Source organism: Streptomyces sp. NPDC055955, from assembly GCF_042270245.1.
GTDB lineage: Bacteria > Actinomycetota > Actinomycetes > Streptomycetales > Streptomycetaceae > Streptomyces.
Genome location: NZ_JBHJYS010000001.1, coordinates 1 through 24,417, shown reverse-complemented (window position 1 = coordinate 24,417; position 24,417 = coordinate 1). Strand labels below are relative to the sequence as shown.

General features: G+C 67.1%; 20 protein-coding genes. 8 read left to right on the top strand and 12 right to left on the bottom strand.

All coding sequences use genetic code 11. From position 1 onward, the window contains the following. Nucleotides 1-87 precede the first annotated feature (87 nt). The 5 genes from ACFC96_RS00100 to ACFC96_RS00080 all read right to left on the bottom strand — a co-directional run bounded on the left by ACFC96_RS00100 (nt 88) and on the right by ACFC96_RS00080 (nt 8,169). Complete coding sequence (locus tag ACFC96_RS00100) at nt 88-1,386, bottom strand: ThuA domain-containing protein (RefSeq protein ID WP_376251878.1); 1,299 nt, start codon at nt 1,384-1,386, stop codon at nt 88-90. A 26-nt stretch (nt 1,387-1,412) separates the two neighbouring features. After that, nucleotides 1,413-3,569: an RICIN domain-containing protein gene (locus ACFC96_RS00095; RefSeq protein WP_376252165.1), complete on the bottom strand. Its 2,157-nt coding sequence runs from the start codon at nt 3,567-3,569 to the stop codon at nt 1,413-1,415. Between the two features lie 122 nt (nt 3,570-3,691). Next, complete coding sequence (locus tag ACFC96_RS00090; RefSeq protein WP_376252168.1) at nt 3,692-5,041, bottom strand: lectin; 1,350 nt, start codon at nt 5,039-5,041, stop codon at nt 3,692-3,694. Between the two features lie 619 nt (nt 5,042-5,660). Further along, nucleotides 5,661-6,968, bottom strand: a complete 1,308-nt coding sequence (locus ACFC96_RS00085; protein ID WP_376609252.1) for an SLC13 family permease — start codon at nt 6,966-6,968, stop codon at nt 5,661-5,663. 19 nt (nt 6,969-6,987) lie between these two features. Next, nucleotides 6,988-8,169, bottom strand: coding sequence for a CaiB/BaiF CoA transferase family protein (locus ACFC96_RS00080; protein ID WP_376609250.1), 1,182 nt, complete (start codon nt 8,167-8,169; stop codon nt 6,988-6,990). Between the two features lie 131 nt (nt 8,170-8,300). Here ACFC96_RS00080 and ACFC96_RS00075 point away from each other — a divergent pair, with 131 nt between their 5' ends. Continuing rightward, entirely contained in the window at nt 8,301-9,200 is a 900-nt protein-coding gene (locus ACFC96_RS00075; protein WP_376251881.1) for a LysR family transcriptional regulator, read from the top strand. Nucleotides 9,201-10,198: 998 nt separating this feature from the next. Then, nucleotides 10,199-10,948 (top strand): SDR family NAD(P)-dependent oxidoreductase, encoded by a 750-nt coding sequence (locus ACFC96_RS00070; protein ID WP_376609248.1) that lies wholly within the window; start codon nt 10,199-10,201, stop codon nt 10,946-10,948. 91 nt (nt 10,949-11,039) lie between these two features. On the opposite strand, the gene ACFC96_RS00065 is transcribed toward ACFC96_RS00070, so the two are convergent. After that, nucleotides 11,040-11,630, bottom strand: a complete 591-nt coding sequence (locus tag ACFC96_RS00065; protein ID WP_376609246.1) for a transposase family protein — start codon at nt 11,628-11,630, stop codon at nt 11,040-11,042. A gap of 200 nt (nt 11,631-11,830) precedes the next feature. Beyond that, nucleotides 11,831-12,238, bottom strand: a complete 408-nt coding sequence (locus tag ACFC96_RS00060) for an FKBP-type peptidyl-prolyl cis-trans isomerase (RefSeq protein ID WP_376609244.1) — start codon at nt 12,236-12,238, stop codon at nt 11,831-11,833. Between the two features lie 533 nt (nt 12,239-12,771). Here ACFC96_RS00060 and ACFC96_RS00055 point away from each other — a divergent pair. Beyond that, entirely contained in the window at nt 12,772-13,383 is a 612-nt protein-coding gene (locus ACFC96_RS00055; protein WP_376609242.1) for a class I SAM-dependent methyltransferase, read from the top strand. A gap of 1,095 nt (nt 13,384-14,478) precedes the next feature. Further along, a complete protein-coding gene (locus tag ACFC96_RS00050) occupies nt 14,479-16,884 on the top strand; it encodes a SpoIIE family protein phosphatase (RefSeq protein ID WP_376609240.1) in 2,406 nt (801 codons plus the stop codon). A gap of 467 nt (nt 16,885-17,351) precedes the next feature. On the opposite strand, the gene ACFC96_RS00045 is transcribed toward ACFC96_RS00050, so the two are convergent. Then, nucleotides 17,352-18,299, bottom strand: a complete 948-nt coding sequence (locus ACFC96_RS00045; RefSeq protein WP_376609238.1) for a hypothetical protein — start codon at nt 18,297-18,299, stop codon at nt 17,352-17,354. 639 nt (nt 18,300-18,938) lie between these two features. Here ACFC96_RS00045 and ACFC96_RS00040 point away from each other — a divergent pair. Genes ACFC96_RS00040 through ACFC96_RS00030 form a run of 3 tightly spaced genes read left to right on the top strand, consistent with a single transcriptional unit; the run spans nt 18,939 to nt 21,378 of the window. Then, a complete protein-coding gene (locus tag ACFC96_RS00040) occupies nt 18,939-19,742 on the top strand; it encodes an alpha/beta fold hydrolase (protein WP_376226676.1) in 804 nt (267 codons plus the stop codon). Continuing rightward, a complete protein-coding gene (locus tag ACFC96_RS00035; RefSeq protein WP_376609236.1) occupies nt 19,742-21,046 on the top strand; it encodes a PP2C family protein-serine/threonine phosphatase in 1,305 nt (434 codons plus the stop codon). The genes ACFC96_RS00040 and ACFC96_RS00035 overlap by 1 nt, the downstream gene beginning before the upstream one ends. Continuing rightward, nucleotides 21,043-21,378, top strand: a complete 336-nt coding sequence (locus ACFC96_RS00030; RefSeq protein WP_340457785.1) for an STAS domain-containing protein — start codon at nt 21,043-21,045, stop codon at nt 21,376-21,378. The genes ACFC96_RS00035 and ACFC96_RS00030 overlap by 4 nt, the downstream gene beginning before the upstream one ends. Before the next feature lie 62 nt (nt 21,379-21,440). Here ACFC96_RS00030 and ACFC96_RS00025 read toward each other — a convergent pair whose 3' ends face one another. The 4 genes from ACFC96_RS00025 to ACFC96_RS00010 all read right to left on the bottom strand — a co-directional run bounded on the left by ACFC96_RS00025 (nt 21,441) and on the right by ACFC96_RS00010 (nt 23,918). After that, on the bottom strand, nt 21,441-21,845 hold the full coding sequence (locus ACFC96_RS00025; RefSeq protein WP_376609879.1) for an STAS domain-containing protein: 405 nt from the start codon (nt 21,843-21,845) through the stop codon (nt 21,441-21,443). 108 nt (nt 21,846-21,953) lie between these two features. After that, entirely contained in the window at nt 21,954-22,817 is an 864-nt protein-coding gene (locus tag ACFC96_RS00020; protein ID WP_376251895.1) for an RNA polymerase sigma factor SigF, read from the bottom strand. A 133-nt stretch (nt 22,818-22,950) separates the two neighbouring features. Next, entirely contained in the window at nt 22,951-23,337 is a 387-nt protein-coding gene (locus ACFC96_RS00015; protein ID WP_376251897.1) for an ATP-binding protein, read from the bottom strand. Nucleotides 23,338-23,747: 410 nt separating this feature from the next. Further along, nucleotides 23,748-23,918 (bottom strand): hydrophobic protein, encoded by a 171-nt coding sequence (locus ACFC96_RS00010; protein ID WP_266567468.1) that lies wholly within the window; start codon nt 23,916-23,918, stop codon nt 23,748-23,750. A gap of 255 nt (nt 23,919-24,173) precedes the next feature. Here ACFC96_RS00010 and ACFC96_RS00005 point away from each other — a divergent pair, with 255 nt between their 5' ends. Next, on the top strand, nt 24,174-24,347 hold the full coding sequence (locus ACFC96_RS00005; RefSeq protein WP_340457781.1) for a CsbD family protein: 174 nt from the start codon (nt 24,174-24,176) through the stop codon (nt 24,345-24,347). Nucleotides 24,348-24,417: the final 70 nt, after the last annotated feature.

The window sequence follows — 24,417 nt, the reverse complement described above, 5'->3', positions numbered from 1 at the left end:
CCGCCAATCTCCTCGGCTGGCCTGTCCAGCGGGCAGGGAGGAGCGGAACAGTGTCTGCTTGCTGCCCGGTCGTTCCTCGGTCGCAGGTCAACCGGCGGTCACCGTGAAGGCCTGCGCGGGTGAGCCGTCGCAGGTTCGCTGGGTGAGTTGCGCGCTGTCCGTGGCAGTGGTGGCCGCAGTCAGGCACTTGCCGCTGTGCCGGGCGGTGAAGTGGTAGCGTCCGGCGGCTTCCTTCACGGGGAGCCATTGCTGGTTCTGTCCGCCTCCGTACGCCCACAGCTGGAGCGGCGCGCTGTCGGCGGTCGATACGCCGGTCACGTCGATGACCTGTTGCGGATTCGGGCGTACGCCTATGCGTCGGTATCCGCTGTCGGTCGCGGCGAACCGGAACTGCTGGGCCTGGGTGGCGTTGCAGGTGTACTGCTGGATCGCGGTGCCGTTGGCGGTGGCCGCGGCGCGGGCGTCGACGCAGGTGCCGTTGCCGAGGTTCTTCAGGGAGTACCAGGCCGTCTCGGAGATCGAGTCGTCGGGTGGGGTGGTGCCGCCTGCGCCGCCGAGCCACTTCAGCCCGTCCAGCAGGAAGCGGTTCTGTGTGGCGCTGGCGAACGTCGACGACGTGCGGGTGTTCGTGTCGTAGTTCATCGCGTTGTGGCCGAAGTTCGCGTACAGCATCTTGTACTTCGTGTTGGTCCACAGAATCGGGTAGTAGCCGCTGTACCAGGACTGGTTGGGGTCGGTGCCCAGCGGGAAGCTGCTGGGGTCGACCGAGGCGAGGATCTTGATGTCCGAGTTCTGCCGCAGGTCGTTGGACCAGCTGTACCACTCGCTGACCGACGACGTGAACGCGGCGGGCAGGTTCACGGTGGAGGGATGCGTGCGGTCCTCGACCTTGAGGGTCGCGGCGGTTGGGCCCCATGTGTTGGACTTGAAGTTGCCGCTGCCCAGGAATTGGTTGTGGTACCAGGACCAGCTTGCCGCGTCCGTGGTGAAGGCGGAGACGTGGAAGCCCATCCAGGCGCCGCCGCCGCGCATGTACTGCTCGAATCCGGTGCGCTGGGCGGCGGTCTGTGGCAGGTCGTCGAGGAACAGGACGACCTGGTAGGCGTTGACGTCGCCGTTGGCGAGCAGGTTCCAGTCGTTGCTGGCGGTGTAGGTGAAGCCGTTCGCGGCCGCCTGCTGGGGCAGCCAGTCGTTGGCCTCCTTCTCGAAGTCGATGTGTGCCGCGTCCCATGTGCCGCTGTAGAGACCGAGCACCTTGAAGGGGGCCGCCGCGGTGCCGGCGTGTGCGGCGGGCGGTGCCGCGAGCCCGAGCAGGGCCGCGAGCAGGACGAGGATCCGCAGGGCCGTGCGGGCGGATCCGGATCTGATGGTGTGCGTGGGGTGCATCCGCTGATCGGTCCCTTCGCTGCGGTCTACGGATAGTTGGTGAGGTAGGCGACGTTGCTGCTGGAGTTGGACGGTCCTCCGGTGTTGTTGATGACGTGACTGATGGTGCCGGTGCCGCCCAGTGAGACGGTCACCATGTCGTGGAATCTGACTCCGGAGGTGTTCGGCACCTCGAAGGCGCGGTCGGCAACGACTCCGGGGTTGGTGCTGAAGTAGCAGTAGCTGCCGAGTCCCCACGCTTCGTGGCTGGTGACGGAGTCGGCGACCTTGTAGGCGGGGTAGCCCTTGCCACTGCCGTTCATCCAGGCGGCCTGGTTAGGCGGGTCGTAGGGCATCTCGTTCTGGAAGAAGTACGTTCTGCCGCCGTTGCCGTTCCAGAGGACCTGGGTCTTCTGGAAGTGCTCGACGAACAGGCCGTACGCCGTCACGTTCGCGCCGTTGACGATGAGCCCGGTGTCGGCGGTGTTGGTCGTCCAGCCGACCGTGCCGCCGTTGCCGTGGTCGGCCCGCCAGATCCAGGTGTGGTCGATGATGGTGTTCGCGCTGTTGACGACCAGGGAGTTGGTCGCCTTGCCGACGGTGGCCCCGCCGATCCGGACGAAGAAGTCGGACAGCTGGATCGGGTCGGCCGCGTGGTTCGCGGACGCGCCGTTCGGGCCGATCCGCACGAGAGTCTGGGAGTTGGTGGTGCCCGCGTCGATGAGCAGGCCGGCCAGCTGGATGCCGTCGACGTCTGCGGTGCTGATCGCGGTGATCCCACCGTCCGGCACGAGGGTGGCGAGGCCCATGCCGAGGACGACCGTGTCGGGGCGCGTGATGTTCAGCGTCTGGTCGAGGTGGTGGACGCCTGGGGTGACCAGCAGGTTCTTGCCGGACGCGAGGGCCGCGTTCATGTCGGCGGCGGTGGCGCCCGGCTTGACGATGAAGAACTCGTCGAGCGGGAGTGACGTGCCCGCCGGGGTCTTTCCGCTCCACGTGGTGCCGACGGCGTTGGCCCGCAGCGCGGGCACGAACACCTTGTAGGCGCCCGCCCCGTCCACGTAGAGGAACGGCTTCTCGCGGATCGTCGGGCTGCTCGCGACGTTGGTGTACGTCGGGAAGGACTGGGCGGGTGCGCCTTGGTCGCCGACGAAGACCATGTTCCAGTTGGAGCCCGACCAGCTGCCCATCTGGGAGTTGCGGGTGAGGAACTGCTGCTGGGAGCCGGAGCGGATCTGTCCGTCGACCTTGGTGTCGGAGATGAAGCCGCCGCTGGACCAGCCGCCGTCGTCGAGCGCGAGGTTGCCGCGCACGTGCATGCGCCGGTAGGGGGCGGCCTGCGAGACGGCCCAGCGGTCGGTGCCGCCGGTCGGGTTGACCGACAGGTTCTCGGCGGCGCGCCAGAAGTTCTGTGTGGCGTTGCCCTGGAACCAGTCGGCCTCGGCGTGCACGGCGCCGTTGATGGTGACGTCGTCCGGGGAGAGGCCGAGGCCGGCGACCTGGGTGTAGAAGCCGACGTTGGCGTTGGCGCTGTAGGTGCCGGGCTTGAACAGCAGGGCCTGGCGGGCCGCGCCGAACTGGTTGGTCTGTTGTTGGGCGAAGACCATGTCCAGCTTGGACTGGATGCTGGAGGCGGACATCGACGGGTCGAACACCGTGACGTTGGGGCCGAAGTCCGGGGTGCCGGGCGGGTTCGTCGTGCCGCCGCCGAAGGTGAAGGACTGTGCGGCGGTGCCGTTGCAGGTGTACTGCGCGAGTTGCACGCTGTCGGCGGTGGAAGCGGCGGGAACGTCCAGGCACTTGCCGCTGTTGCGGCTCACGAAGTGGTACGAGCCGTCGGTCTCGGCGACGGGCAGCCACTGCTGGTTGGCGCCGCTGGAGTACGACCACAGCTGGATCGGCGCGGAGTCGGCGGTGGAGACGTCGGTGACGTCCCACGCTTTTGTGGGGTCGAGGTTGCTGTTGATGCGGTAGTAGCCGCCGCTGGTGGCCGCCAACTGCCAGTTCTGGGCGGTGCTGCCGTTGCAGCTGTACTGCTGGACGGCGGTGCCGTTGGTGCTCGCGGCCGCGCGGGTGTCGACGCACTTGCCGCTGCCCTTGTTGATCACGGTCGTGTAGCCGGTCGGGATCGCGGCGGCCGCGGTGGGCTGCGCGCTCGCCGGCGTCTGCACGGCGAACTCGATGCCTGTCGCGGTCGTCGCCATGAGCGCGACCGCGGTGAGGGCTCTCGGTATCCGGTGTCTGAGCGCGGATCCGGGTACGGATCTGAACACGGAGGTCTCCTGTGGGGGGTGGGGCGTCAGAGCAGTCGGGCCTGTCAGGGCCGTCAGCCGGTGTACTTGGCGAAGATGCCGGTGAACTGCCAGGCGCTCTGGGACACACCCGAGCAGGTGTCGTCGTTCGGGTAGGCGCCCGGGCAGGGCCGGTCGCGGTTCGCCGACCAGAACGTCAGGCGCGCGAGGTGGTGCTGCTGCGCGTAGCCGAGGATGGTCTGGAAGTCGGCAGGGGTGACGGTCTCGTTGTCGTCGGTGATCCCGTTCATGGACGAGATGCCCATGCCCCGGTACGCCTGGTCGTCGCTGTAGCCGTACGCGTTCTTGAGGGCGTTCTTGAGGCCCTCGGCCGCCTTGGTGGTCAGCGTCCCCATGTTCTGGCCCGCGCCGCCGAAGTCGAACGGCATGATGGTCCAGCTGTCCACGCTCAAGCCAGAGCTGGCGGCCCGGTTGATGAGGCTGGTGTCCGGTCCGGACTGGCCGGTGCCGATGGTGACGTACACCTTGAGGCCCGGATTGTTGGCCTTGACCGTCTTGAGCGCGTCGACCGTGCGCTGCTGCACGGTGCCGTTGCTGTAGGCGTCGGCCTCCAGGTCGATGTCGATGGCCTTGAGCCCGTAGGCGTCGATGACCTTCTGATACGCGCCGGCGAGCGCGGAGGCGCTGGTGCAGGAGCTCTCCAGCTTGTTGCCGCTGTAGCCGCCGAACGAGGGGATGACGTCGCCGCCGTTCGCCCGCACGGTGTTGACCGTCTGCTGGTCGACGCCGCCGGTGAGCGCGCGGCTGCCGTCCCACTGCGGGTTGCAGGTGCCGTTGCTGAGGACGAAGGCGAGGGTGAACCACTTGACGCCGGTGGCGTTCATGATGGTGGCGGGGTTGGGTGGGCTGCCCCAGCCGTTGTAGAGGTACGGGGCGACGGCCATCGGCGCCGCCGCGGGGGGCGTGCCGCCGCCGGGCGCGGTCCACTTCTGGTTGGCGGCGCCGGTGCAGCTCCAGATCTGGATCGGGGTCCCGTTCGCCGAGGTGTTGCCGGTGACGTCGGCGCACTTACCGGACTGCTGGCCGACGAGGTCTCGGGCGGCGGTGACGGTCCACTTCTGGTTGGCGCTGCCGGCGCAGTCCCACAGCTGGAGTCTGGCTCCGTTGGCGGTCGAATTGCCGGTGACATCAAGGCACTTGCCGAGTGCGCGGATCGTGCCGTCGGCGCCGACGGTCCACTGTTGGGCGGCCGTGCCGTTGCAGTCGTAGAGCTGGACAGCCGTGCCGTTGGCGGAGTTGGCTCCCGCCACGTCGAGGCACTTGCCGCCGAGTCCGGTGATGGTGCCGGTGGCCGCGGCGGCGGGGGTCGCGGCGAGTGCGCTCGCCGATCCCGCGAGCAGCGCGGTGGCGAGCACGGCCCGCAGAGCGGTCGTGCGGGCGAGGGCGGGTCTGGGCAGGGGGGACACAGGGGTTCACAGCCCTTCATGGGAGACCGTCGAGGGGGGTAGGGATGTTCACGGGAATGAACATCGGGTGCATTCATGAAGCTGTGGCGAACGGGAACCTAAAGGTCTGCACCAAAGCCGTCAAGAGATGAAACCAAGATGGCCGTCAACAAATCTGCGCCCACAAGGACTTGAACACGGCAAAGCTCCCGGTGGGCCTCCCGGGGGCCTCAACAGTACTTAATTCAAGGCGTGTTAAGAAGGGTTCCGACGCAGTCCGCGCGCGGCAACGCCGGGTCGACCCCCAGCCCTTGAACGACTTGCACGTGCTGGTGATTTCGCGCACCGAAATCGTGATCGTGACCCGGCCCGGCCGAAACCCGCCCCCACAGGGCAAGCGAGGTCAGATTTCACCCGATCGTGCAGCAGGCGTGCCGCACCCGCCCGCTCCGACCACGGCCGGCTCACCGCCGACGATGAGAGGGCACGTTGATCGCAGGCGTAACAAATCCCTTCTGACCACCCCAACGAGTCACCCTGCAAGATATGCACCCCGAAGTGGGGAGGGGGGCAGCTGATGCCACTGTGCGGTGCCCCGTCACCACCACCCAAAGGCGAAACAGGCCAGCGCAGGGCCTACGACCACCGAGACGAGGCCGCAGGTCAGCAGGTGTCGGAAGAGGCGAGGGCGGTCTTCGGCGCGAGCGGCGCCGAGGATCAGGCCGCCGGTGATGCCCAGCGGGTTGATGTCGACCAGAATCGACGCCAACGCGACCGCGAGGACGGCGCCGACTGGGGAAGCGCCTTCGGCGACCACCGCGGGGACCAGTGGCATCGTGGTGGCGAAGACGGCGATGGAACTCGCGGCGAAGGACGTGACTCCCGCGATGTAGCACAGGACGAGCAGGCTCAGCATCGGCGATCCCTCTACCCGCAGCAGCTCGCTGATCCGAGTGAAGGCGCCCAGTTCCTGCATCAGGCCGACGTAGGTGAGCAGGCCCCCGATGAGCAACACGATGTTCCAGGGGACACGCGAGATGATCTCGGTCGGCTCGATCCGCAGTGCGAGTTGCTGGACCACCGCGGCGGTGAGCCCGAGGTAGCCGATGTTGATGTCGAAGCCGACCGACAGCACCACCACGGCCAGCAGGCATACGAGGGTCAGGACACGGGCCGCAGTCGGCGAGGCCATTCGTCCGATGGGCTCCTCGCGCGTCGACTCGGCGGCTGGGCCCGCGTCGAGGCCCGCGGACGCGGGCGCCGCCGGGGGCCCGACCGGCGTGAGGTGACCACGGGGCATGGCCCCGATGCGGAATGCGACGACGAGGCACACCGTCGAGACCACGAGGCCGGCCAAGAGTCCGCCGAGGAAGAAGCCGACCGGGGCGGAGCCCGGAAGTTCGAGACCCAGCTTGGCGCCGAGCCGGCTCGCGCTGGTGCCGTAGACGGCGAGCGGTGACAGGAGGCCGCTGATGATGCCGGTGACACCGAGGATGGCCGCGATGAACGGAGGTATTCCGTAGCGCGCGGCGATGCCGAGCGCGATCGGCGCGACGATCGCGGTGGCCGCAGCCGGGAGGGTGCCGACCGCCGTCAGCACGGCACCGATCAGGAACGGGACAAGAGCCACCAACAGCGCTCGTCCGCCCACGAGACGGAGGATGCCGTCGAGGAGCCAGTCGAGCGTGCCGTTGATCTGTGCGACGGCGAACAACGCGGTGATTCCGACGAGCAGTACGAAGAAGTCGCCGGGGAAGAAGGAGGTCACCTCGTCGGCGCTGCGGTCCGCGGCGAGGCCGACCAGGAAGGCGGCCGGGAGAGCCGCGAGTCCGATGTTGAACCGCGGAACCAGTGTCGCGACGAAGAGGGCGACGAGAACGACGATGGAGACGTCGGCCATGGACATGTGCGGATGCCTTCCTGGTTCAGATGACGCCGCGGTCGGCGAGGGCGTCGACGGTGTCCTCGGTCAGGCCGAGGTCCTTGAGGACGGCACGCGTGTGCTCGCCCAGACGCGGTGCGCTGCGGTCGATCGTCTGCTCGAACCCGGAGAAGCGTCCGGCGGACCCCTGCACCAGGCGGGTACGTCCGTCGTGCGCATCGGTCACCTCGACCACCGAGCCGCGGGCCCGCACATGAGGGTCGGCACAGATGTCGGCGGCCGTGTTGACCGGCCCGCAGGCCACCCCCGCCGCGTCCAACAGCTCGGCCAGGGGCCGGAGATCGTGGGAGGCGACGAAGTCGGCCACCCGGCCCTCGATCTCCGCGCGGTGTTCGATCCGGGCAGTCATCGAGTCGTAGGCCGCCAGGTCCGGCGCGTCCATCACGGCGACGAGTCTGCGCCACATCTGCTCGGTCGATGCGGGCAGCGCCAGCCACCGGCCGTCGCGCGTGCGGTAGAGGTTGTTGGGGCTGATGTGGGGGTTCTCGTTGCCCTGGCGTTCACGGGCCGTGCCGGTCGCGCCGTAGTCGACGATGAAGTCCTCCATCATCCGCAGCAGCGGCTCGTACAGACCGATGTCGGCGAGTTGGGGCTCGCCGGTCAGGTCGCGCTGGCGCAGGGCGAGCATCGCGCCGAAGGCGGCGTAGATTCCGGTGACCCCGTCGGCGACCGGATAGCCTGCGAACACCGGGGGGCCGTCGGGGAACCCGGTGCGGTGGGTCAGTCCGGCGAAGGCCTCGGCGACACGGGCGAATCCGGGGCGGTCCGCGTAGGGGCCGGTGCGACCGAAGGCGCTCACGTGCACCATCACGAGATCGGGCCGATGCACTACGAGGTCGTCGAAGTCGATGGCGAACCGGCGCAGGGTCGCCGGCCGGAAGTTGGTCACCACGACATCGGCCGTCTCGACAAGCCGCCCGACGAGGCCCGCGGCGTCCGGGTGGTGCAGGTCGACGGTCACGCTCGACTTGTTGCGGCCGATGACCGCCCAGCCGGCGGACACCCCGTCCTCGAGCGGCGGGTAGCTGCGCGCGGGGTCGCCGGTTCCGGGTTGCTCGACCTTGATGACCTCGGCGCCGAACTCGGCGAGCAGGGAGGAGGCGAGGGGACCGGCAAGGACGGTCGAGATGTCCAGAACGCGTACACCGTTGAGGGGCCCAGGCACGAAAATTCCTTTCACAGGAAACCGGCATGTCACATCCGTTCGTGACCCGCGCCACGATGTCGCGCCGTGATCGCCGTGGGAAGACGCCGATCACTGGACCCGGTGAAAGGCAACGGCTATAACATCTGTCCATGCGAGTCGAACGCGCCCGGTACTATCTCGCCGCGGTCCGCACCGGATCTCTTCGCTCGGCGGCGGCGGCCTGCGGCGTCAGCCAGCCCACCATCGGACAGCAACTCACCATGCTGGAAGAGGAGCTCGATGCGGTCCTGCTGACCCGAAGTCGGGGAGGTGTGCGTGCCACTTCGGCCGGGGAGGCGCTGATCGGCCCGTTCACGCGGCTCGTTGCGGCCGAGGACGCAGTGCGCGAGGCGGCCCTGGCTTCCAACGGGACCTATCAGGGTCGGGTGTCCATCGGTGGCGGATCGGTGACCGTCGAGACGATCGTCGCTCCGGTCGTGGGACGGCTCGTCGCGGACCATCCGGGCCTGCGGTTCTCCGTGCACGAAGGGCCGTCCGGCGACGTCGAACGCGCGGTGCTCAGCGGTGACTTGGATCTCGGAGTGGTCACCACCCCGGCCGGGCCCCCGCCGAGCGGTCTCTCCCGGCGCCGACTCATGACGGCACCCCTCAGCGTCCAGACCCGCCTCGACCACCCGCTCGCCCAACACCGCGCAGTCACGTGGGGCGAGCTCGGCAAGTGGCCGGTCGTCACCATGAGACCCGGAACCGTTCTGCACCAGCGGCTGCGCGAACACCTCCCCGACGCCGAGGCGAGGGTCGAGGCGATGTCGGCCCGTTCGGTCCAGACGATGGTCGCCCAGGGGGCCGGGGTCGGGCTCCTCGCGCACTTCAACACCCGAGAACCCATCGCGGACTTGGTGTGGCTCCCCCTGGTGGACGCCGAGCCGATCGAGATCAGCCAGGTCCAGCGCACGGACAGTCAACCGTCACGGCCCGCCACGATCGTGCGGCGACTGATCAGTGCTCGCGCCGAGGAGTTGCAGAGCATCGGGACGCTTCGGCTCTGACGCCTCTGCCGGCCCGCGCGCCCTGTGGGGTTCCAGAACTCGGCCAGTGGCGCTGACCTGCATCTCTACGACAGAAGGCCGGAGTCCTCGAGAGGTTGCACGGGAGCCTGCTCTCGGAGCTGAAGGCGGCCTGCGAACTCGACTGGACCCGTGCGTGCGTGGACGGTTCCCACGTGCGCGCGGGGGTGCCGCCGAGCCACTTTTACCAGGGCCCCCTGGCACCGACCGCGATCCGCCACTGCCCCATGCGACAAACGAATCACCATCGTCGCGTTGTTGGCGACCCCCGAAGGCGCGCGACCCACCGTCCCAGCGGCCAGCCCCGACGTCGTCCCCATGCGCCGCGACTGAGCTCAGCACGCCGCTGACCTTATTGCACCAGGCGACGGGGTCAGCCGGCGTTTTCGAACCAGTCACCGATGTTGTTCCGCATGAAGGCGTCCTTCCAGCCCTGGCGCCTCTCAGCCCACCCCGCTCAGAGCGTCGATCCCTCTCGCCTGGGAGATCGTCCGAGTCTGATAGCGCTCAGCGGCACTCCCGTCCCGGAACTCCAACTGGTAGGTGTAGTCATTCTTCAACCACACATGCTCATGCCAGTCCTTCCCGGACTCGTCGTCAGTTCGCTTCACAATCACGAAGGCATTGAAGGTCGTTCGTCTTGAAGTTGCTGGTCACGGGGCTGGTGTGACTGTTCTGCTGGGTGCTCGCGCTGGTCGCGGGCGGGTGTCTGTGCTGTAGATCGTCTGTCGCTTCGGGCCGGGCGGTTTGTGGATTTCGCTGTGCGCGCCGTGCGGCGCTTCTTACGATCCGTTCCGGATCGGTGACCTGGGGCGAAGGGGCGAAGGGGCGGATGGTGGGCATGTGGGAGCGGATCGCGGCTCCGTCATTCGGGTGAGGAGCCCGCGGCACCTGCCCGTTGACGCCGACGACCCGCGGTCGTACCGTGCGGCGGGCAGAGATGTGACCGTCGTTCATAAACGAGGACATGGGGTGGGGTCGTGGGACAGCGCAGGGTCGTGGTGTCGGGTGGCGGTACGGGGATCGGGCGGGCGGTGGCCGAGGTCTTTGCGGCGGACGGCGACCACGTCGTCCTCATCGGGCGGCGCGAGGAGCCTCTGGAGAAGGCCGCCGGAGAGCTCGACGCCGCGCACGGTGCGGGAACGGCCTCCTGGGTCGCCGCCGATCTGAGCGATCCCGGCCAGGCCCGCAGAGCCGTGGAGTTCTGCACCGCGGGCGGCGCGCAGGTCGACGTGGTCGTCGCCAACGCCGGCGGCAACGTCGCACCAGCCCACGACGGCACCCTCGAAGGCATCGCGGACAGCTTCCGCCGCAACTTCGAGGCCAACGTGCTCACCGCCGTGCTGCTCACCGAAGCGCTGCTGCCGCACCTCACCCGGCCCGGCGGCCGGATCATCCAGATGTCGTCCATCGCCGCGCTGCGCGGCCCCGGTTCGTACGGCGGCTCCAAGGCCACCGTCAACACCTACACCGTCGACCTGGCGCAGAAGCTCGGCCCGCAGGGCATCACCGTGAACGCGGTCGCTCCAGGCTTCGTCGCCGACACCGAGTTCTTCGGCGACCGGGCCACGCCCGAGTTCGTCGCCGCCCGGACCAAGCAGGCGCTGACCGGCCAGGCGGGCCGGCCCTCGGACATCGCCGCCGCGGTGCACTATGTGGCGTCACCTGAAGCGGCGTACATGACGGCGCAGATCGTGCATGTGAACGGGGGAGCAGCGCTGGGGCGTTGACGGTCCGTCACCGGTCCGCAGTCGCCCGGCGCGCGACCACCCCGACTCCACGCTCATTGCACCGGCATGGGGATCTCGCCATTGAAGATCGTCAATCTTGAAGTTGCTGGTCAGGGGGCTGGAATGGGTGGGTGATTGGGTACTCGCGCTGGTCGTGGGCGGGTGTCGATGCTGAATCGTCTGTCAGCGGGCGACTTCGTGGTTCGTGAGTACGAGCAGCGCCCGCAGCAGCGTGGTGGCGTGGCGGGTGTCGAGGGGAGCTTGTGAGGATTCGCCAGCTTTTCAGGTGGGAGAAGGCGTGCTCGCAGGCGACCCTTTCCCGCGCGATCAGCTTGTTGGCTTCGTTCTTCGCGCTGGTCAGCGGCTTGGTGCGGGCGGCCTTGTAGCCGGTGATGAGCACCGGGTTGTCCGGGTCGTCGTCCAGGCCTATGCGGCCGAGGTCGCCGAGCGCGCCCAGGCCCGCCACCCGCAGGTGTTCGATGAGCTTGTTGTGGCGGGCGGTGGTGATCTCCGAGGACCGGCCGGGCCGTGCGGCGGAGATCCACACCAGTCGGCGGCCCTTCTCATCGGTGAGGGCCAGGAACAGCAGGCCGTGGGCCTTGTGTTTGCCAGAGTAGTTGCGCCGGTTGGCCGCTCCGGTGCGGCGACGGGTGCGGATAAGGGTGCCGTCCAGCAGCACCACCTCCCCACCCTTTCGGACGATTCCCTTCAGCGCCCGATCCGGGCGCTCGGCCGGGCGGCGAGCAGCGTGCACACCTCCAGCACCCAGCGGCGCACCGTGGCCGGGGAGACACCGTTGCCGCTGGCCGTGTCGAGAAGCCGCTGGTCATGGCGGAGTACAGCGAGCGCCCGTCCGCCGGGACCGGACCCACTCCCAGCCGGTCACCAGGCGCTGCTCCACCCGGTTGTGCTGGAATACGAGTCCAGCAGGTCCACCACGAAGACCAGGGTCGAGCCCGCCGGGATCAAGGGCGAGGGCGACTGCTTGCCGTAGCCGAGACGCGGGGGAACGATGATCTCGCGCCGACCGCCGACCTTCATCCCCCTCACCCCCCGGTCCCAGCCCTTGATGACCTTGCCACTGCCCAGGGCGAACTTGAACGGCTGGCCCCGGTCCCAGGAGGCGTCGAACTCCTTCCCGGACTCGAAGGTCACCCCGACGTAGTGGACCCTGACCACCATGCCCGGCTTCACCTCAGCCCCGTCCCCGACGACCAGGTCCCGGATGGTCAGCTCGGTAGGAGCGTCACCCTCCGGAACGTCGACCTCGGGCTTCGTCAGTTCACTCATTGCAGCCCCATCACTCTCCGTCGGAAGCCGTCGCGTGGATCAGCCGGACACATGGACACTCCATGCAGCAGATGGTCACGCTACCGAGAATGCCGGTCCCGGGAGCACACCAGATCCAGCGGCCACACGTGATGATCTTTCGCACTGTCGATGAACGCGACCGGCACGCACAGGTCACGCAGCAATCGCCAGACGAGACGAGGTGCAGACGGCTGTCGGCACATTGCGAAACATGCCGACCGAACACGAGACTTCGCAGGCACAACTCTCCGCAACAAGCAGTCCGAGCGCCCCCGCACCGACCGCTTCATCCACCCTCGTCCTGCGCCTGACCCGAGAGAACAGCAGCGGGGGCCACCGCCGGATACAGGGCGAACTCGCCCGCCTCGGCGACCCGATCGCCCCGTCCACAGTCTGGGAGATCCTCCACGCAGCCGGCATAGTCCCCGCCACGCAACGCTCCGGCCCGACCTGGCGGCAGCGCGAGGAGAGTGAGGTCACCGGGAGCTGGAGGGCGGCCTATAGTCGATCTCATGAGTCGTTGGCAGGAACTGACCGGTGGCACATCCGGGCACGAGTACGCCGCGCGCTTCGCCGCGCTGGCCCGCAACGGCAAGGATGTGCATGGTGAGGCGCGCTTCTGTGCGGCCCTGGTGCCCGCCGGGGCGCGGGTGCTCGACGCCGGGTGCGGTACTGGACGGGTCGCGATCCGGCTGGCGGAGCTGGGGTACGACTGCGTCGGGATTGACCTCGACGACTCGATGCTGGACGTGGCGCGGACTCACGCGCCGGAGCTGCCGTGGTTCCGGGCCGATCTCGCCGAGTTCGATCCGGCCCTGTTCGGCATCGCGGCGGACTTCGACCTGGTCCTCGCTGCAGGCAATGTCTTCCCACTGCTGGCCGCCAGTACCGAGGCCGCGGTGGTCAAGCGCCTGGCCGGGGCTTTGCGTCCGGGCGGGCTGCTGGTCGCGGGCTTCGGCCTGGACGCCGCCCACCTGCCCGTGCCGCCCGGCATCACGCTGCCGGAGTACGACGCGAGTTGCACTGCGGTGGGCCTCGCCCTCGTCGACCGCTTTGCCACCTGGGACGCCGACGCCTATGACGGCGGTGGCTACGCCGTCAGTATCCATCGCACCAGCCCCTGACCCGGCCGCTCAGGTCCATGATCACCGAGGTGAGCGCCAGGCCCGCCGCGGCGGAGTTCTGACAGCCGAGAGAAGGCCAGCGCCCGCTACGAGAGCGTGACTGCCACGAGCGACAGGCGAGGGTGGCTGAGGTCTCGCAGTGGTCGTGAGCGTGCGCCGGGGGAGCTGGGTGGTGTTGGCAACTGGGTTGCGGGGAACAGGAATTGAGGTCCTCGTCGTGTGCGTACGGTCGGGAGCGGCAGCGGGATTCTGTCAGTAGCCTCGAATGCGTCACCAGTCGGCGGTGCCAACGCAGCATCGTGTCGGGGGTGACCAGACGGTGTCGTCGCAGTTGCCGGGGCAGCTGTCGGACCAGCGCTGCGCGGTACGCGCGGTCGGCCGAGTCGAAGCGCGGCTTGGGGTTCGCGCGGCGCAGCACGGCGACCTCATGACGTAGGACCAGCGGCTCGACGTCCCTGGACGCGGAGGAACGGGCGAGCAAATGCGAACCAGCCGAGCAGCCGGCTGAAGGTCAGATAGAGCAGACGTAGCGACATCCCGAGATCATTCCCTGAGGTAGTGCTCCACCCATCGCCACTGGTCATAGAGCCAGGCCGGGTTCTGGAACCTGCCAGGCGCCGCTTGTGATCAGCAGATCGCCCCGCGCCAGCGCTGGACATCAGGCATTCGCACGATCTGAGCGCGCAAAAAAAGTCGGCAGCGTCAGCAGCGGGCTACAGGGTCGTGAGGTTCGTTTCGATTCGAGTCAATGCCTGCATGACCTGGCAGTATTCCGCTTGGGTAAAGTCGGCCACTGTGACCTGCTCCAGTTCGCTCCGCGCCCGCCTGACCTGATCCCGGGCGGCGACACGATATGAACATTCCGTTCATGCAGGCCGGTAATCGAGTTGCGGGGCTGCGAAGACTGTAATCGGAGGCGAGGTAGGCGCCATCGCGCGAACAGAGCATCGGCGCCTGCCCGCCACAGATCGATCCGCGCCTTCAAGGCAAGACACTCCCAGCCGCGTCCGCGTGCGTGGCACTGCTCAAAAGCAGCACGTCGCAACGCTCGGTGCCACACTGAAAGTGTGCGCCAAGCTCGCGATGGGATGAGACATGCGCTGTAGCGGCGAAACGGGTTATCACCGAGGGTTCGACATCGCACCCGCAGCCCTGATGATCGTCGACTCCCGGGGAAAAATCTCTTACTGGAGTTGCGCCGCGCAAGAGCTGCTCGGCTATGCGTCGAGCGAGGTACTCGGACGTCCGGCGACGTTCCTGCTGGTCCATGAAGCAGATCCGCTCGCCCTTCCGTCAGGGCTGCGGCAGGCAGCGCACAGCTGGCAGGACGGGATCTTCAGCGCTGCCCACAACAGCGGACGCTCTCTTCAGCTCGCGGTGCGCACGCTTGAGCTGGAGTGTGATGGGACCTCCGCATGGCTCGTCGCTATGCAAGATTCCGCCTCGCTGCGTGCCAGCGAATACAGGGAAACGGCGGCACGGTGCCTGCTCGAAAAATCTCCCTTCGGGATCGCCCTACTCGATTCCGAACTCCGGCTCGAATGGGCGAATGCTGTGCTGAATCACATGGAAAGCAAGAGCGGGGAGAAGCCGGCTGGCGACGCGAGACCCTCGCCTATCATCGAAAAGCAGGCTAAAGAGGTTTTGGAGACCAGGCGCTCAGTGACAAGCCTGGAGAAAGACAATTCCAGTCAGCGGCCCGGCGCGGAAACATGCGAGCACATGAGAGTTCGCTCGTCCTTCCCTCTGCGCGGCGACGGCGGCCTGCTCGGAGTCATTCATGCTGCCCTCGACATTCCAGATGTGGACGCGGCACGCGACCGGCTCTCGCTGCTCAATGCAGCAAGTGAGCACATAGGAAGCACCCTCGACCTGAAACGAACGGTGCACGAACTGGCAGAAGTGCTGGTTCCCTGCGTTGCCGACTTCGTGGCCGTCGATCTGCTCGACAGCGTGCAGATGCCGGTGGACGCACCCACTGGCTCCGTCCAGAACTCGGACATTCTCTGCCGGGCCACACACTTGTCGATCAAGGAAGACCATCCCGAGGCTGTCGTCGGTATCGGTGCGCCGGCCCGCTACCCGCAAAAGTCCCCCCAAATGTCCGCCCTCGCCACCGGAAAACCTGTCCGTGAAGTCATTCGCCCCTTCACGCCCTGGCTGGCAAAAGACCCCTTGCGCTGGTCCAGGATTATACGACTCGGTGTGCATACACACCTCGTGGTGCCGCTTCGAGCCCGCGGCGTCAGTATGGGCGTAGTTACCCTTATGCGATGGGAGAATCCCCATCCGTTCGACGAAGACGACCTCCTTCTTGTCGAGGAACTAGTAAGCAGAGCAGCCGTGTGTGTCGACAACGCCCGGCGCTATGCCCGCCAACAGCAGGCCGCACTCGCTCTCCAGACGAGTCTGCTCCCCCACGACCTGCCCGATCTCAGTGCCGCCGAATTCGCCCACCGGTACCTCCCGGCCGACGCGGAAGCGGGCGTCGGCGGCGACTGGTTCGACGTCATACCACTGTCAGGTGCTCGAGTTGCCCTGGTAGTCGGCGATGTGGTCGGCCATGGTATTCACGCAGCAGCCAGCATGGGGCGGCTGCGGGCCGCAATACAGACTCTCGCGGACCTTGAGCTACCGCCCGACGAATTGCTGGCCAGAGTCGACGATTACGTGGTGCGGCTCTCCGAAGAGGCAGACGCCACCACCAATGGAGAATTGATTGTCGGCGCAACCTGCTTGTACGCCGTCTACGATCCCATCGAACGGACCATTGTCGTCGCACGAGCCGGTCACCCGGGCCCGGCCATCGCACACCTCGACGATCCGGTTGAGTTTCCCGACATTCCCGCCGGACCACCCCTGGGCCTGGGGGGTCTCCCATTCGAGTCGGTAGAGATCCCACTGGCAGAAGGCAGCGTAATCGCCCTGTACACCGACGGCCTCATCGAAGCCGCTGCCCGTGACATCGATATCGGTTTCGAACGCCTTTGCTTCGCCCTGGCTCACCCCGACCGTCCGCTGGAAGAAATCTGCGACACCATGATCAGCGCCCTGCTGCCGGACCGTCCATTCGACGACGTCGCCTTCCTTATTGCCCGGACTCGTGCGCTCAGCTCCGATTGCGTCGCCTCATGGGACGTGCCCAGTGATCCGTCAGCGGTCCACACTGCGAGAGAGAGAACCGCTCACCAACTCGCCATCTGGCATCTGGACGAAATCGTCTTTGTCGCCGAACTCATCGTCAGTGAACTCGTCACCAACGCGATCCGACATGCCACCGGACCGATCAGCCTGAGACTTATCCACGACCGCGTACTGATATGTGAGGTATCCGACGGGAGCAGCACCTCTCCGCGTATGAGACGAGCCACCACAACAGAAGAGGGCGGCCGCGGCCTGTTCCTCATCGCGCAATCCACCCAACGCTGGGGGGCCCGATACAACGCTCAAGGAAAAACAATTTGGGCGGAAGTGGCATCACCCGCATCCGGCCACCCTTGATGCTGTAACGGACAGCTCCGCCTTCGCGACCTGTAGGCATGCCATCCTTGCACGGAAGTTCTTCTGCTCGGCATAAAGCTCCGACCGGGTGGTGAAACCAGTTGGATGAACAGGGCCATCAACGCGTTCCCCGTGGCTGTCCGCTGCTGTTGGAATCAGCCGCTGATGTAGACATGGGCGACTGCTTACCAGCGGCCGTCGGAGTGATCGCGCCAGCCGCCGGCGACCGCTCCAGCATCACGAGCTTGCCGAATTGCAGTGTGAGTAGCCCACTCTGATCCACCTGATAAGGATGAGGCCGCACAAAATGTGTGTGGTCGGCCAGGGCGCCCTCCGCCCGCTCAATGTAACGGGCTGGCGTCACTCGGCCTCTGTCGCGGGAGCTGACAAAGGCTGTTCCGTTCGACCAGTGGTCCGCTCACACGAGGTGTGGGGCTGACGTTATGTCAGCCCCGCCTCGGCCATGTCTACGGTTGAACGCTGGTTCTGGCGGGTGCCGACTCTCTGCCCGCGTCGTCGACGTTGACGATGTAGTAGTTCGTGTATCCGAAGAGGGGCTGGGGGTCGACCCAGGTGCCGGAGGAGGCGTAGGGGGTGCCGACGAGGGTCCAGGCCTGCTCGCCGGGGCTGCGGCGGTAGACGTGGTAGTAGTTCGTCATTTCCGAGCTGACGTCCCACCAGAGGTGGGCGGAGCCGTCGATGACCTGGCTTTCGACCAAGGAGGGCGTGGGGCCGACCGGCTCGGGCCGGGTCACGGTCACGGTTTCGCTGTACGCGGAGGCGTTCCCCGCGGCGTCGACGGCCCGGACGCGGTACGAGACGGAGACGCCCGTGGGGGCCGAGAGGTCCGTGTGGGCCGTAAAGGACGTGGTGGTGGCACCCTCGTCCGGATACGGCCGTGTATCGGGATCCGACGAGATCTCGAAGTGGTCCCAGTCACCCGGGGGAGCTGTCCACCGCAGGGTGTTCCCCGCGGTCGTGCCTTGCGCGGTGAGACTCGTCGGTGCTTCGGGCGCGGTCGTGTCGGCCGTGCTCACGTACACGGCTGCGCTGTCGGACGACTCGCGGCCGGCCCGGTCGACGGCACGTACCCAATAGGCGTAGGTGGCGCCGTCGGTGGGCGGGTGATCCGTGAAGGAGGTCGCAGCCAGTGGTGCGTCACCGCTGATGACTTCGGCAGGGGGCGCCCCTTCGCCTGCCGGCCGGCGGAAGACGCGGTAACCGGCAACGCTTTTCCGGGCATTGCCGGACCAGGTGATCGTCGCAGTGAAGGAGTCCAGTTCATACGTGACATCCGTGCTGGTGGGGGCCGAAGGACCGGCGGCAACAGCAACGGAGCCGGGGGCCGCGTGGGCGTCAGCCGCGCCCGTCAGGCCGAGGCCCGGGGTGAGGGCGGCTGCGACGGCGGCGGTCACCGCGGCGATACGTAAGCGTCTGGGACGGCTTCGGCGGGGCGAAGGAACAATGTAATCGATCACGGCTGGCGGCCCTTTCCAGAGGACGGGGGTGCAGGCGTGGGGGATGGGAGCGATGTGGAGCAACGGCAATGTAGCTGCAACTTGCCTCTGTGCAGCGGAAGTTAGGGGTCGATGCGACCTGTGGCGTGAGGGAGCCGGGAGATTGGCGTGTATCTGTCGCCCCGACCCGTGCGTCGTCCGGGTCGGGGCTACCGACCTACCGCCCCAACGACGGCCACTCCGTGAGCGCGAGTCCTGTACGAGAGGGTCTCGGCGTCCTGGGCGTGGTCATTCGCCGAGATCGACGCGAAGACGGAGGCATGAGCGGCGTGACCGACTCCGGCATATGCGATGTCGTCATGATCGGGCTCCGGCCCCACCGGATCCACCGCCGCCTTCTACACCGTCCGCCCCCGCTGAGGCCCCTGCTGTTCGGCAGTTGTCGGCGGGGCGAACAGCTCGCTGTAGTCGCCCAGGCATCACCGGCTTCGGCCGTAACCCAGAAGGCCGGGAGTTCGGTGAGGGGATGGCGCTCGGCCGGTGATCTTGGCTATGACGCGGCGAATCTGTGGGGCGGGGGATGGGAAACTGGCCGGTATGGATATCCGTCGCAGGAACAACGTCAGCGTCACCGGCCGTGCGGACGGGCCAGTGCTCCTGCTGGCCCACGGGTTCGGCTGCGACCAGAACATGTGGCGCCTGGTGGCTCCCACACTGGCCGAGAGCTACCGAGTGGTGCTTTTCGACTACGTCGGCTCGGGCCGAGCAGATCCTTCGGCCTGGGACGAGCGGCGTTACAGCTCCCTGGAGGGCTACGCCCTGGATGTGCTGGAGGTCTGCGATGAGCTGGACCTGCGGGATGTGACGTTCGTGGGGCACTCGGTGAGCGCGATGGTGGGGGTGCTCGCGGCGGCGAAGGCGCCGCAACGCATCTCCCGTCTGGTGATGGTCGCGCCCTCGCCCCGCTACATCGACGACGACGGCTACCGGGGCGGGTTCAGCGCCGAGGACATCGACGAGCTGCTGGAGTCTTTGGAGTCGAACTATCTGGGCTGGTCGGCCGCGATGGCCCCGGTCATCATGGGCAACGCGGACCGCCCGGAACTCGGTCAGGAGCTGACCACCTCGTTCTGCGCGACCGACCCGGACATGGCCCGGGTCTTCGCCCGTACGACGTTCCTGTCCGACAGCCGCCATGACCTCAAGACGGTCACGGTGCCGACACTGATCCTTGAGTGCAAGGAGGATGTGATCGCGCCCCGCGAGGTCGGCGCCTACGTCCGCGACGTCATCCCCGGCAGTCGGCTCGTCACGCTGGAGGCGACGGGGCACTGCCCGCAGCTGAGCGCCCCGCAGGCCACCACGAGCGCGATCAGCGAATTCATCGGAACAAGCCGGTGATGTGCCGCACGCACCAGCCGCCCGAGCCGGATGAGGAACACGAGGTGAACGCCACGAACGCGGTGTTCACCTCGCTGCTGGAGGACAGTGCCGAGGAGCTGTACGAGCAGGCCCCGTGCGGATACCTGTCGACGCTGATGGACGGCACCATCGCGAAGATCAACACCACCCTGCTCGACTGGCTGGGCCTGGAGCGGTCCCGGGTGGTGGGAGGGATGCGGTTCGCCGACCTGCTGACCGTCGGCGGCAAGCTGTACCACGAGACGCACTTCGCGCCGCTGCTGCAGATGCAGGGCGAGGTCAGCGGCATCGCCATGGACATCAAGGCCGCCGCCGGCCAGCGGATGCCCGTGCTGGTCACCTCGAAGGTGAAGACCAGCAATGACGGCGAGCCCCTGCTGATACGGACGAGCGTCTTCGACGCCCGAGATCGCCGCGCCTACGAAGCCGAGCTGCTGCGCGGCCGCCAGGCTGCCGAAGAAGCCCGCCGGGAGGCCGAAGCGGCCCGCCGGCGCGCGGAGACCGACCGCGAGCGGCTCCAAGAGGCTCTCGCCGTCCTCCAGCAGAGCCTGCTGCCCTCCCAACTGCCCGCAGTCCCGGGCCTGGAGGCCGGCTCCTACTACCACACGGCCTCCCCGGACCTGCTGGGCGGCGACTTCTACGACCTGTTCCCCCTGGACGCCGGCCGGTGGGCATTCTTCCTCGGCGATGTGTGCGGCAAAGGCCCCCAGGCCGCCGCAGTCACCTCCCTGACCCGCTACACCCTGCGCGCCGCCGCCCTGCATGAAGGCGACCCCGTCACCGTGTTGACCACGTTGAACACGGTGCTGCACGAGCGGTACAGCAGCGGCGACACCCGCTTTTGCACCGCCATATTCGGCGTACTCGAACCCGACGACGGCCACGTCGGCGTGCACCTGGCCTCGGGTGGACACCCCTCCGCACTGATCCAGCGTGCGGACGGCACCGCCGACTATCTCCCCACTCCAGGCGGAATGCTCATCGGAGTCCTGCCCCAGGCCCAGTTCACCGCCGCCCGCGCCCGGCTGTTGCCCGGCGACACTCTGCTCCTCTACACCGACGGCCTGACCGAGGCCCGCATAGGGCCAGGCCGCGAGCTGTACGGCGAGGACGCCCTGCGCACCTTCACCGCCGCCCAGCCGCCGGCAGGCCCGCAGGCCCTGATCACCGCCCTGACCGCCCTGCTCGCAGGGTTCGGCGAAGGACTCGACGACGACACCGCGCTACTCGCCCTCGGCGTGCCCGCTCTGCTTCCCACCCCTGCGAGTGAAAGCCTGACATGAGCCCCCTGACGATCACCATCCGAGACGCCGCCACCGGTCCCGTACTGGAGATCACCGGTGACCTTGACCATGAGACGGCACCCGAACTACGCAAGGCCGTGGAGGCCCTCACCCTTGCCCAGGGGCAGCTATTGGTCCTGGATTTGGCCGGTCTGGACTTCTGTGACTCCAGCGGGATCAGCGCTCTGCTGTCTGCCAGGAGCCTGGCCATGAAACAAGGCGGCGGCACAGCCCTCGCCGCGGTACCCGCCAACACCACCCGCATCCTGGGCATCGTCGGCCTGGATCAGGTCTTCACCATCCACCCGGACGCCGCGACGGCCACCGCCTAGCAGTTCCGTCATTCACTGGTCCTGCCCTGAGCAGCAGTCACGTGCTGTCGGTCAGATGAGGGTCAGATGCCGGCGGCGGGTGTGTGCCCCCTCGTTGCGGGCGTATCGACTGTACGGAGTTGCTGCAGTCCCTCGTGTGCGGTGTCGGCGAGGGGCAGGACGGTGTCGGTGCCGGTGATTTCCAGCAGGCGTCGCACTGCCGACTGCAGGGGCCCGGTGAGGACGAGCGGCCTGGCACGCGAGGTGTGGTCGGAGTGCGTCTGGATGAGCTGGTTGAGGAAGGTGCTGTCGGCGAAGGTCACTTGCGACAGATCGAGGAGCGTTGCGTCCGTCGACATGTCGGACAGCACCTGTGCGAAGACTTCCTCGACGTCGGCGAGATCGTGCAGGTCCACGTCGCCGATCGGCGTGATCACCGCCACACGTTCCTGCTGATCAAGACGTATTTTCCCGCTGCCTGATGTCATGCGCAGCACCCTGACACACAGCGTGCCCCGAACGCACCCCGCCCTCCGGCACTTGTGGTGGCGGAGGGCGGGGTGCGTTCACGAGGATCCGGGTGTCCCTGGGCGGGACTAGTTGGTGGTCATCAGGCCGGTGCGGAGCTTCGCCACCACGCGGGCGATCAGGCGGGAGACGTGCATCTGCGAGACACCGAGTGCTTCGCCGATCTGCGACTGGGTCTGCTCCTCGACGAAGCGGAGATGGATCAGCGTGCGTTCACGCTCGTCGAGGCCGGCGATGAGCGGGGCCAGGGAGTGGAAGTTGTCGATGAGCTCGTAGGAGTCCTCTTCGAAGCCGATGAAATCGGCCAGCGCGGCGTCGGACTCGTCACCCGCGTTCATCACCGAGGCGTCCAGAGAGGAGGCGTTGTAGCCGTTGGAGGCCATCTGCGCCTGGGCGACCTCGGACGGTTCCAGCTGCATCAGCTCCGCCAGCTCGGCCGTGGAGGGGTTGCGGCCCAGACGGGTGCGCAGTTCCTCGGTGGCCTTGGCCAGTTCGATGCGGGCTTCCTGGAGGCGGCGCGGCACGTGCACGGCCCAGCTGGTGTCGCGGAAGAACCGCTTGATCTCACCGGTGATGTAGGGGACGGCGAACGTCGCGAACTCGACCTCACGGGTCAGTTCGAACCGGTCGATCGCCTTGATCAGGCCGATCGTGCCGACCTGAACGATGTCTTCCATCTCCTCCTGGCCACGGTGGCGGAACCGGGAAGCCGCGTAACGCACCAGGGAGAGGTTCATCTCGATCAGGCAGTTGCGCACGTACTGATACTCGTGCGTGCCTTCCTCCAACTGCCCGAGCCGGCCGAAGAACCGCTTGCCGATCTCTCGCGCATCCTTCGGCGTGACGGAAGAGGGGTCGGCGTAAGCCTGCTCGACGAGGTCCTCCTGAGCCTGAGCGGCCTGGATCTTTTCCTGCGTCGTTACGGTGATCATGCGCCCGCCTCTGTTGCTTGTTCCGAGCTTGTCTGCCGCTCCCCGTTCTGGCGCGATTACCCGGCATGGAGGCGAACATGCATGCGGAGGTCGGAAGATCCTTCCGGGCGTCCGATGATGAGCGACCTGTGCTCTAGGGCAGGGCGAGTACGGCTGTGATGGTCTTGCCGTCGGGCTGGATGTCGACGAAGACGTGCGAGGCGAGACGCTGGGTGATCATCCAGCCGAAGCCGCCGGGCAGTCCGGGGTTGTGGCGTACGAGGTGAGGCGCCGTCGTGCTGTGGTCGCTCACCTGCACCAGCAGGGATCCGTCTTCTATGCGGGCGTTGAACCGGGTGAGCCCGCCGCCGTGCCGGATCGCGTTGGACGTCAGCTCGCCGGCCACCAGCAGGGCATCCTCACGAAAACGTCTGGCCTGGTCTGAGCGCAGCGGGCAGGCGGTTTCCACAACTGCCCTGACCTCGGCGCGCGCGTCGTGACAGCCCATCTCCTGGGGCTCGGGCGCTGTGTGAGTGGTCATGAAGACCTCAGCCCCTCTCTGTGTCGTTCTGCGAACTCGTCAATCGGAAGGTGTGCCGCCGCGTTGTCGCACCTGCCCGACCCGTCGCATGGCACTCCCCCTACCCACCCAAAGGCAGAGCGTCAACGTTATCCAGCACAAGGACGGCGCCTCGGACACTCTGCCAATACTGGTCCCTGCGGGCTGCATTCTGCCTTCCGTGCACGGCACTTCTGCACGCGATCGATCCAACGCCATCGCCGAGGAACGTCGATTTGCTGCTTGAGCCGACCTGAGGGCTGTCCCCTGACTCGTCAGTTACGGGAGGCAGAAGAGGGGTGGAACCCGACCGTCCCAGGTCGGGTTCCACCCCTCAGTCCATCGCCCTGGCGGCAGTGCATCCGCCGCGGGCCGTCTTCAGCCGGCGGTGATCACCATCGGTACCAGCGGCCCTTGCGGCCGCCGCTCGCCGCCGGGCGGATCACGAAGCCGAGCAGCCACAGCACCAAGACGATGACCGCGATCCACCACAGGGCCTTCAAGGCGAAGCCCGCGCCGAAGAGAATCAGAGCCAAAAGAAGAACAAGAATCAAGGGAACCATTGTTATCAACCTCCTGACCGCCATGTGTCCTCGTCTCACTCTCACAAACACGCGAAATATGCGTTTGGTTTTCAGTGTCGAGGGTATTTGATCGCGCCGTGGCCACTCGCTGAATACCCTTGCTCGCACTGGTCGTGCATCGGATGCCGTGGTCATCCATCCGGGAAATTCGCTGCCACTCATGTTTACGCTGTTGATCCGTGGCCACACGAGCTGACAGCACATGATGTCCAAGCCAAGGGAGTGTGAGCGGACTTGACTGCCAACGAGAAGGCCAAGGCCAAGACCGAGCAGGTCACGGGCGCCGCCAAGGAGACCGCGGGACGTGCTGTCGGCAACGAACGTCTGACCGTCGAAGGCCGCGCAGAGCGCAAGAAGGGCGACGCCCGGGAGGCCAAGGAGAAGATCAAGGATGTCGGCAAACACTAGCCGACCGAATGACGCGACAGCGGTGGGGCGGACTCTCCCAAGGAGTCCGCCCCACCGCTGTCGCGTCATT

What these genes read in the sequence shown, in the direction of transcription:
- ACFC96_RS00100 (WP_376251878.1), bottom strand. Translation starts at nt 1,386, where the DNA reads ATGCACCCCACGCACACCATCAGATCCGGATCCGCCCGCACGGCCCTG.
- ACFC96_RS00095 (WP_376252165.1), bottom strand. Translation starts at nt 3,569, where the DNA reads ATGGCGACGACCGCGACAGGCATCGAGTTCGCCGTGCAGACGCCGGCG.
- ACFC96_RS00085 (WP_376609252.1), bottom strand. Translation starts at nt 6,968, where the DNA reads ATGTCCATGGCCGACGTCTCCATCGTCGTTCTCGTCGCCCTCTTCGTC.
- ACFC96_RS00075 (WP_376251881.1), top strand. Translation starts at nt 8,301, where the DNA reads ATGCGAGTCGAACGCGCCCGGTACTATCTCGCCGCGGTCCGCACCGGA.
- ACFC96_RS00060 (WP_376609244.1), bottom strand. Translation starts at nt 12,238, where the DNA reads ATGAGTGAACTGACGAAGCCCGAGGTCGACGTTCCGGAGGGTGACGCT.
- ACFC96_RS00055 (WP_376609242.1), top strand. Translation starts at nt 12,772, where the DNA reads ATGAGTCGTTGGCAGGAACTGACCGGTGGCACATCCGGGCACGAGTAC.
- ACFC96_RS00050 (WP_376609240.1), top strand. Translation starts at nt 14,479, where the DNA reads ATGCGCTGTAGCGGCGAAACGGGTTATCACCGAGGGTTCGACATCGCA.
- ACFC96_RS00040 (WP_376226676.1), top strand. Translation starts at nt 18,939, where the DNA reads ATGGATATCCGTCGCAGGAACAACGTCAGCGTCACCGGCCGTGCGGAC.
- ACFC96_RS00035 (WP_376609236.1), top strand. Translation starts at nt 19,742, where the DNA reads ATGTGCCGCACGCACCAGCCGCCCGAGCCGGATGAGGAACACGAGGTG.
- ACFC96_RS00030 (WP_340457785.1), top strand. Translation starts at nt 21,043, where the DNA reads ATGAGCCCCCTGACGATCACCATCCGAGACGCCGCCACCGGTCCCGTA.
- ACFC96_RS00025 (WP_376609879.1), bottom strand. Translation starts at nt 21,845, where the DNA reads ATGACATCAGGCAGCGGGAAAATACGTCTTGATCAGCAGGAACGTGTG.
- ACFC96_RS00020 (WP_376251895.1), bottom strand. Translation starts at nt 22,817, where the DNA reads ATGATCACCGTAACGACGCAGGAAAAGATCCAGGCCGCTCAGGCTCAG.
- ACFC96_RS00015 (WP_376251897.1), bottom strand. Translation starts at nt 23,337, where the DNA reads ATGACCACTCACACAGCGCCCGAGCCCCAGGAGATGGGCTGTCACGAC.
- ACFC96_RS00010 (WP_266567468.1), bottom strand. Translation starts at nt 23,918, where the DNA reads ATGGTTCCCTTGATTCTTGTTCTTCTTTTGGCTCTGATTCTCTTCGGC.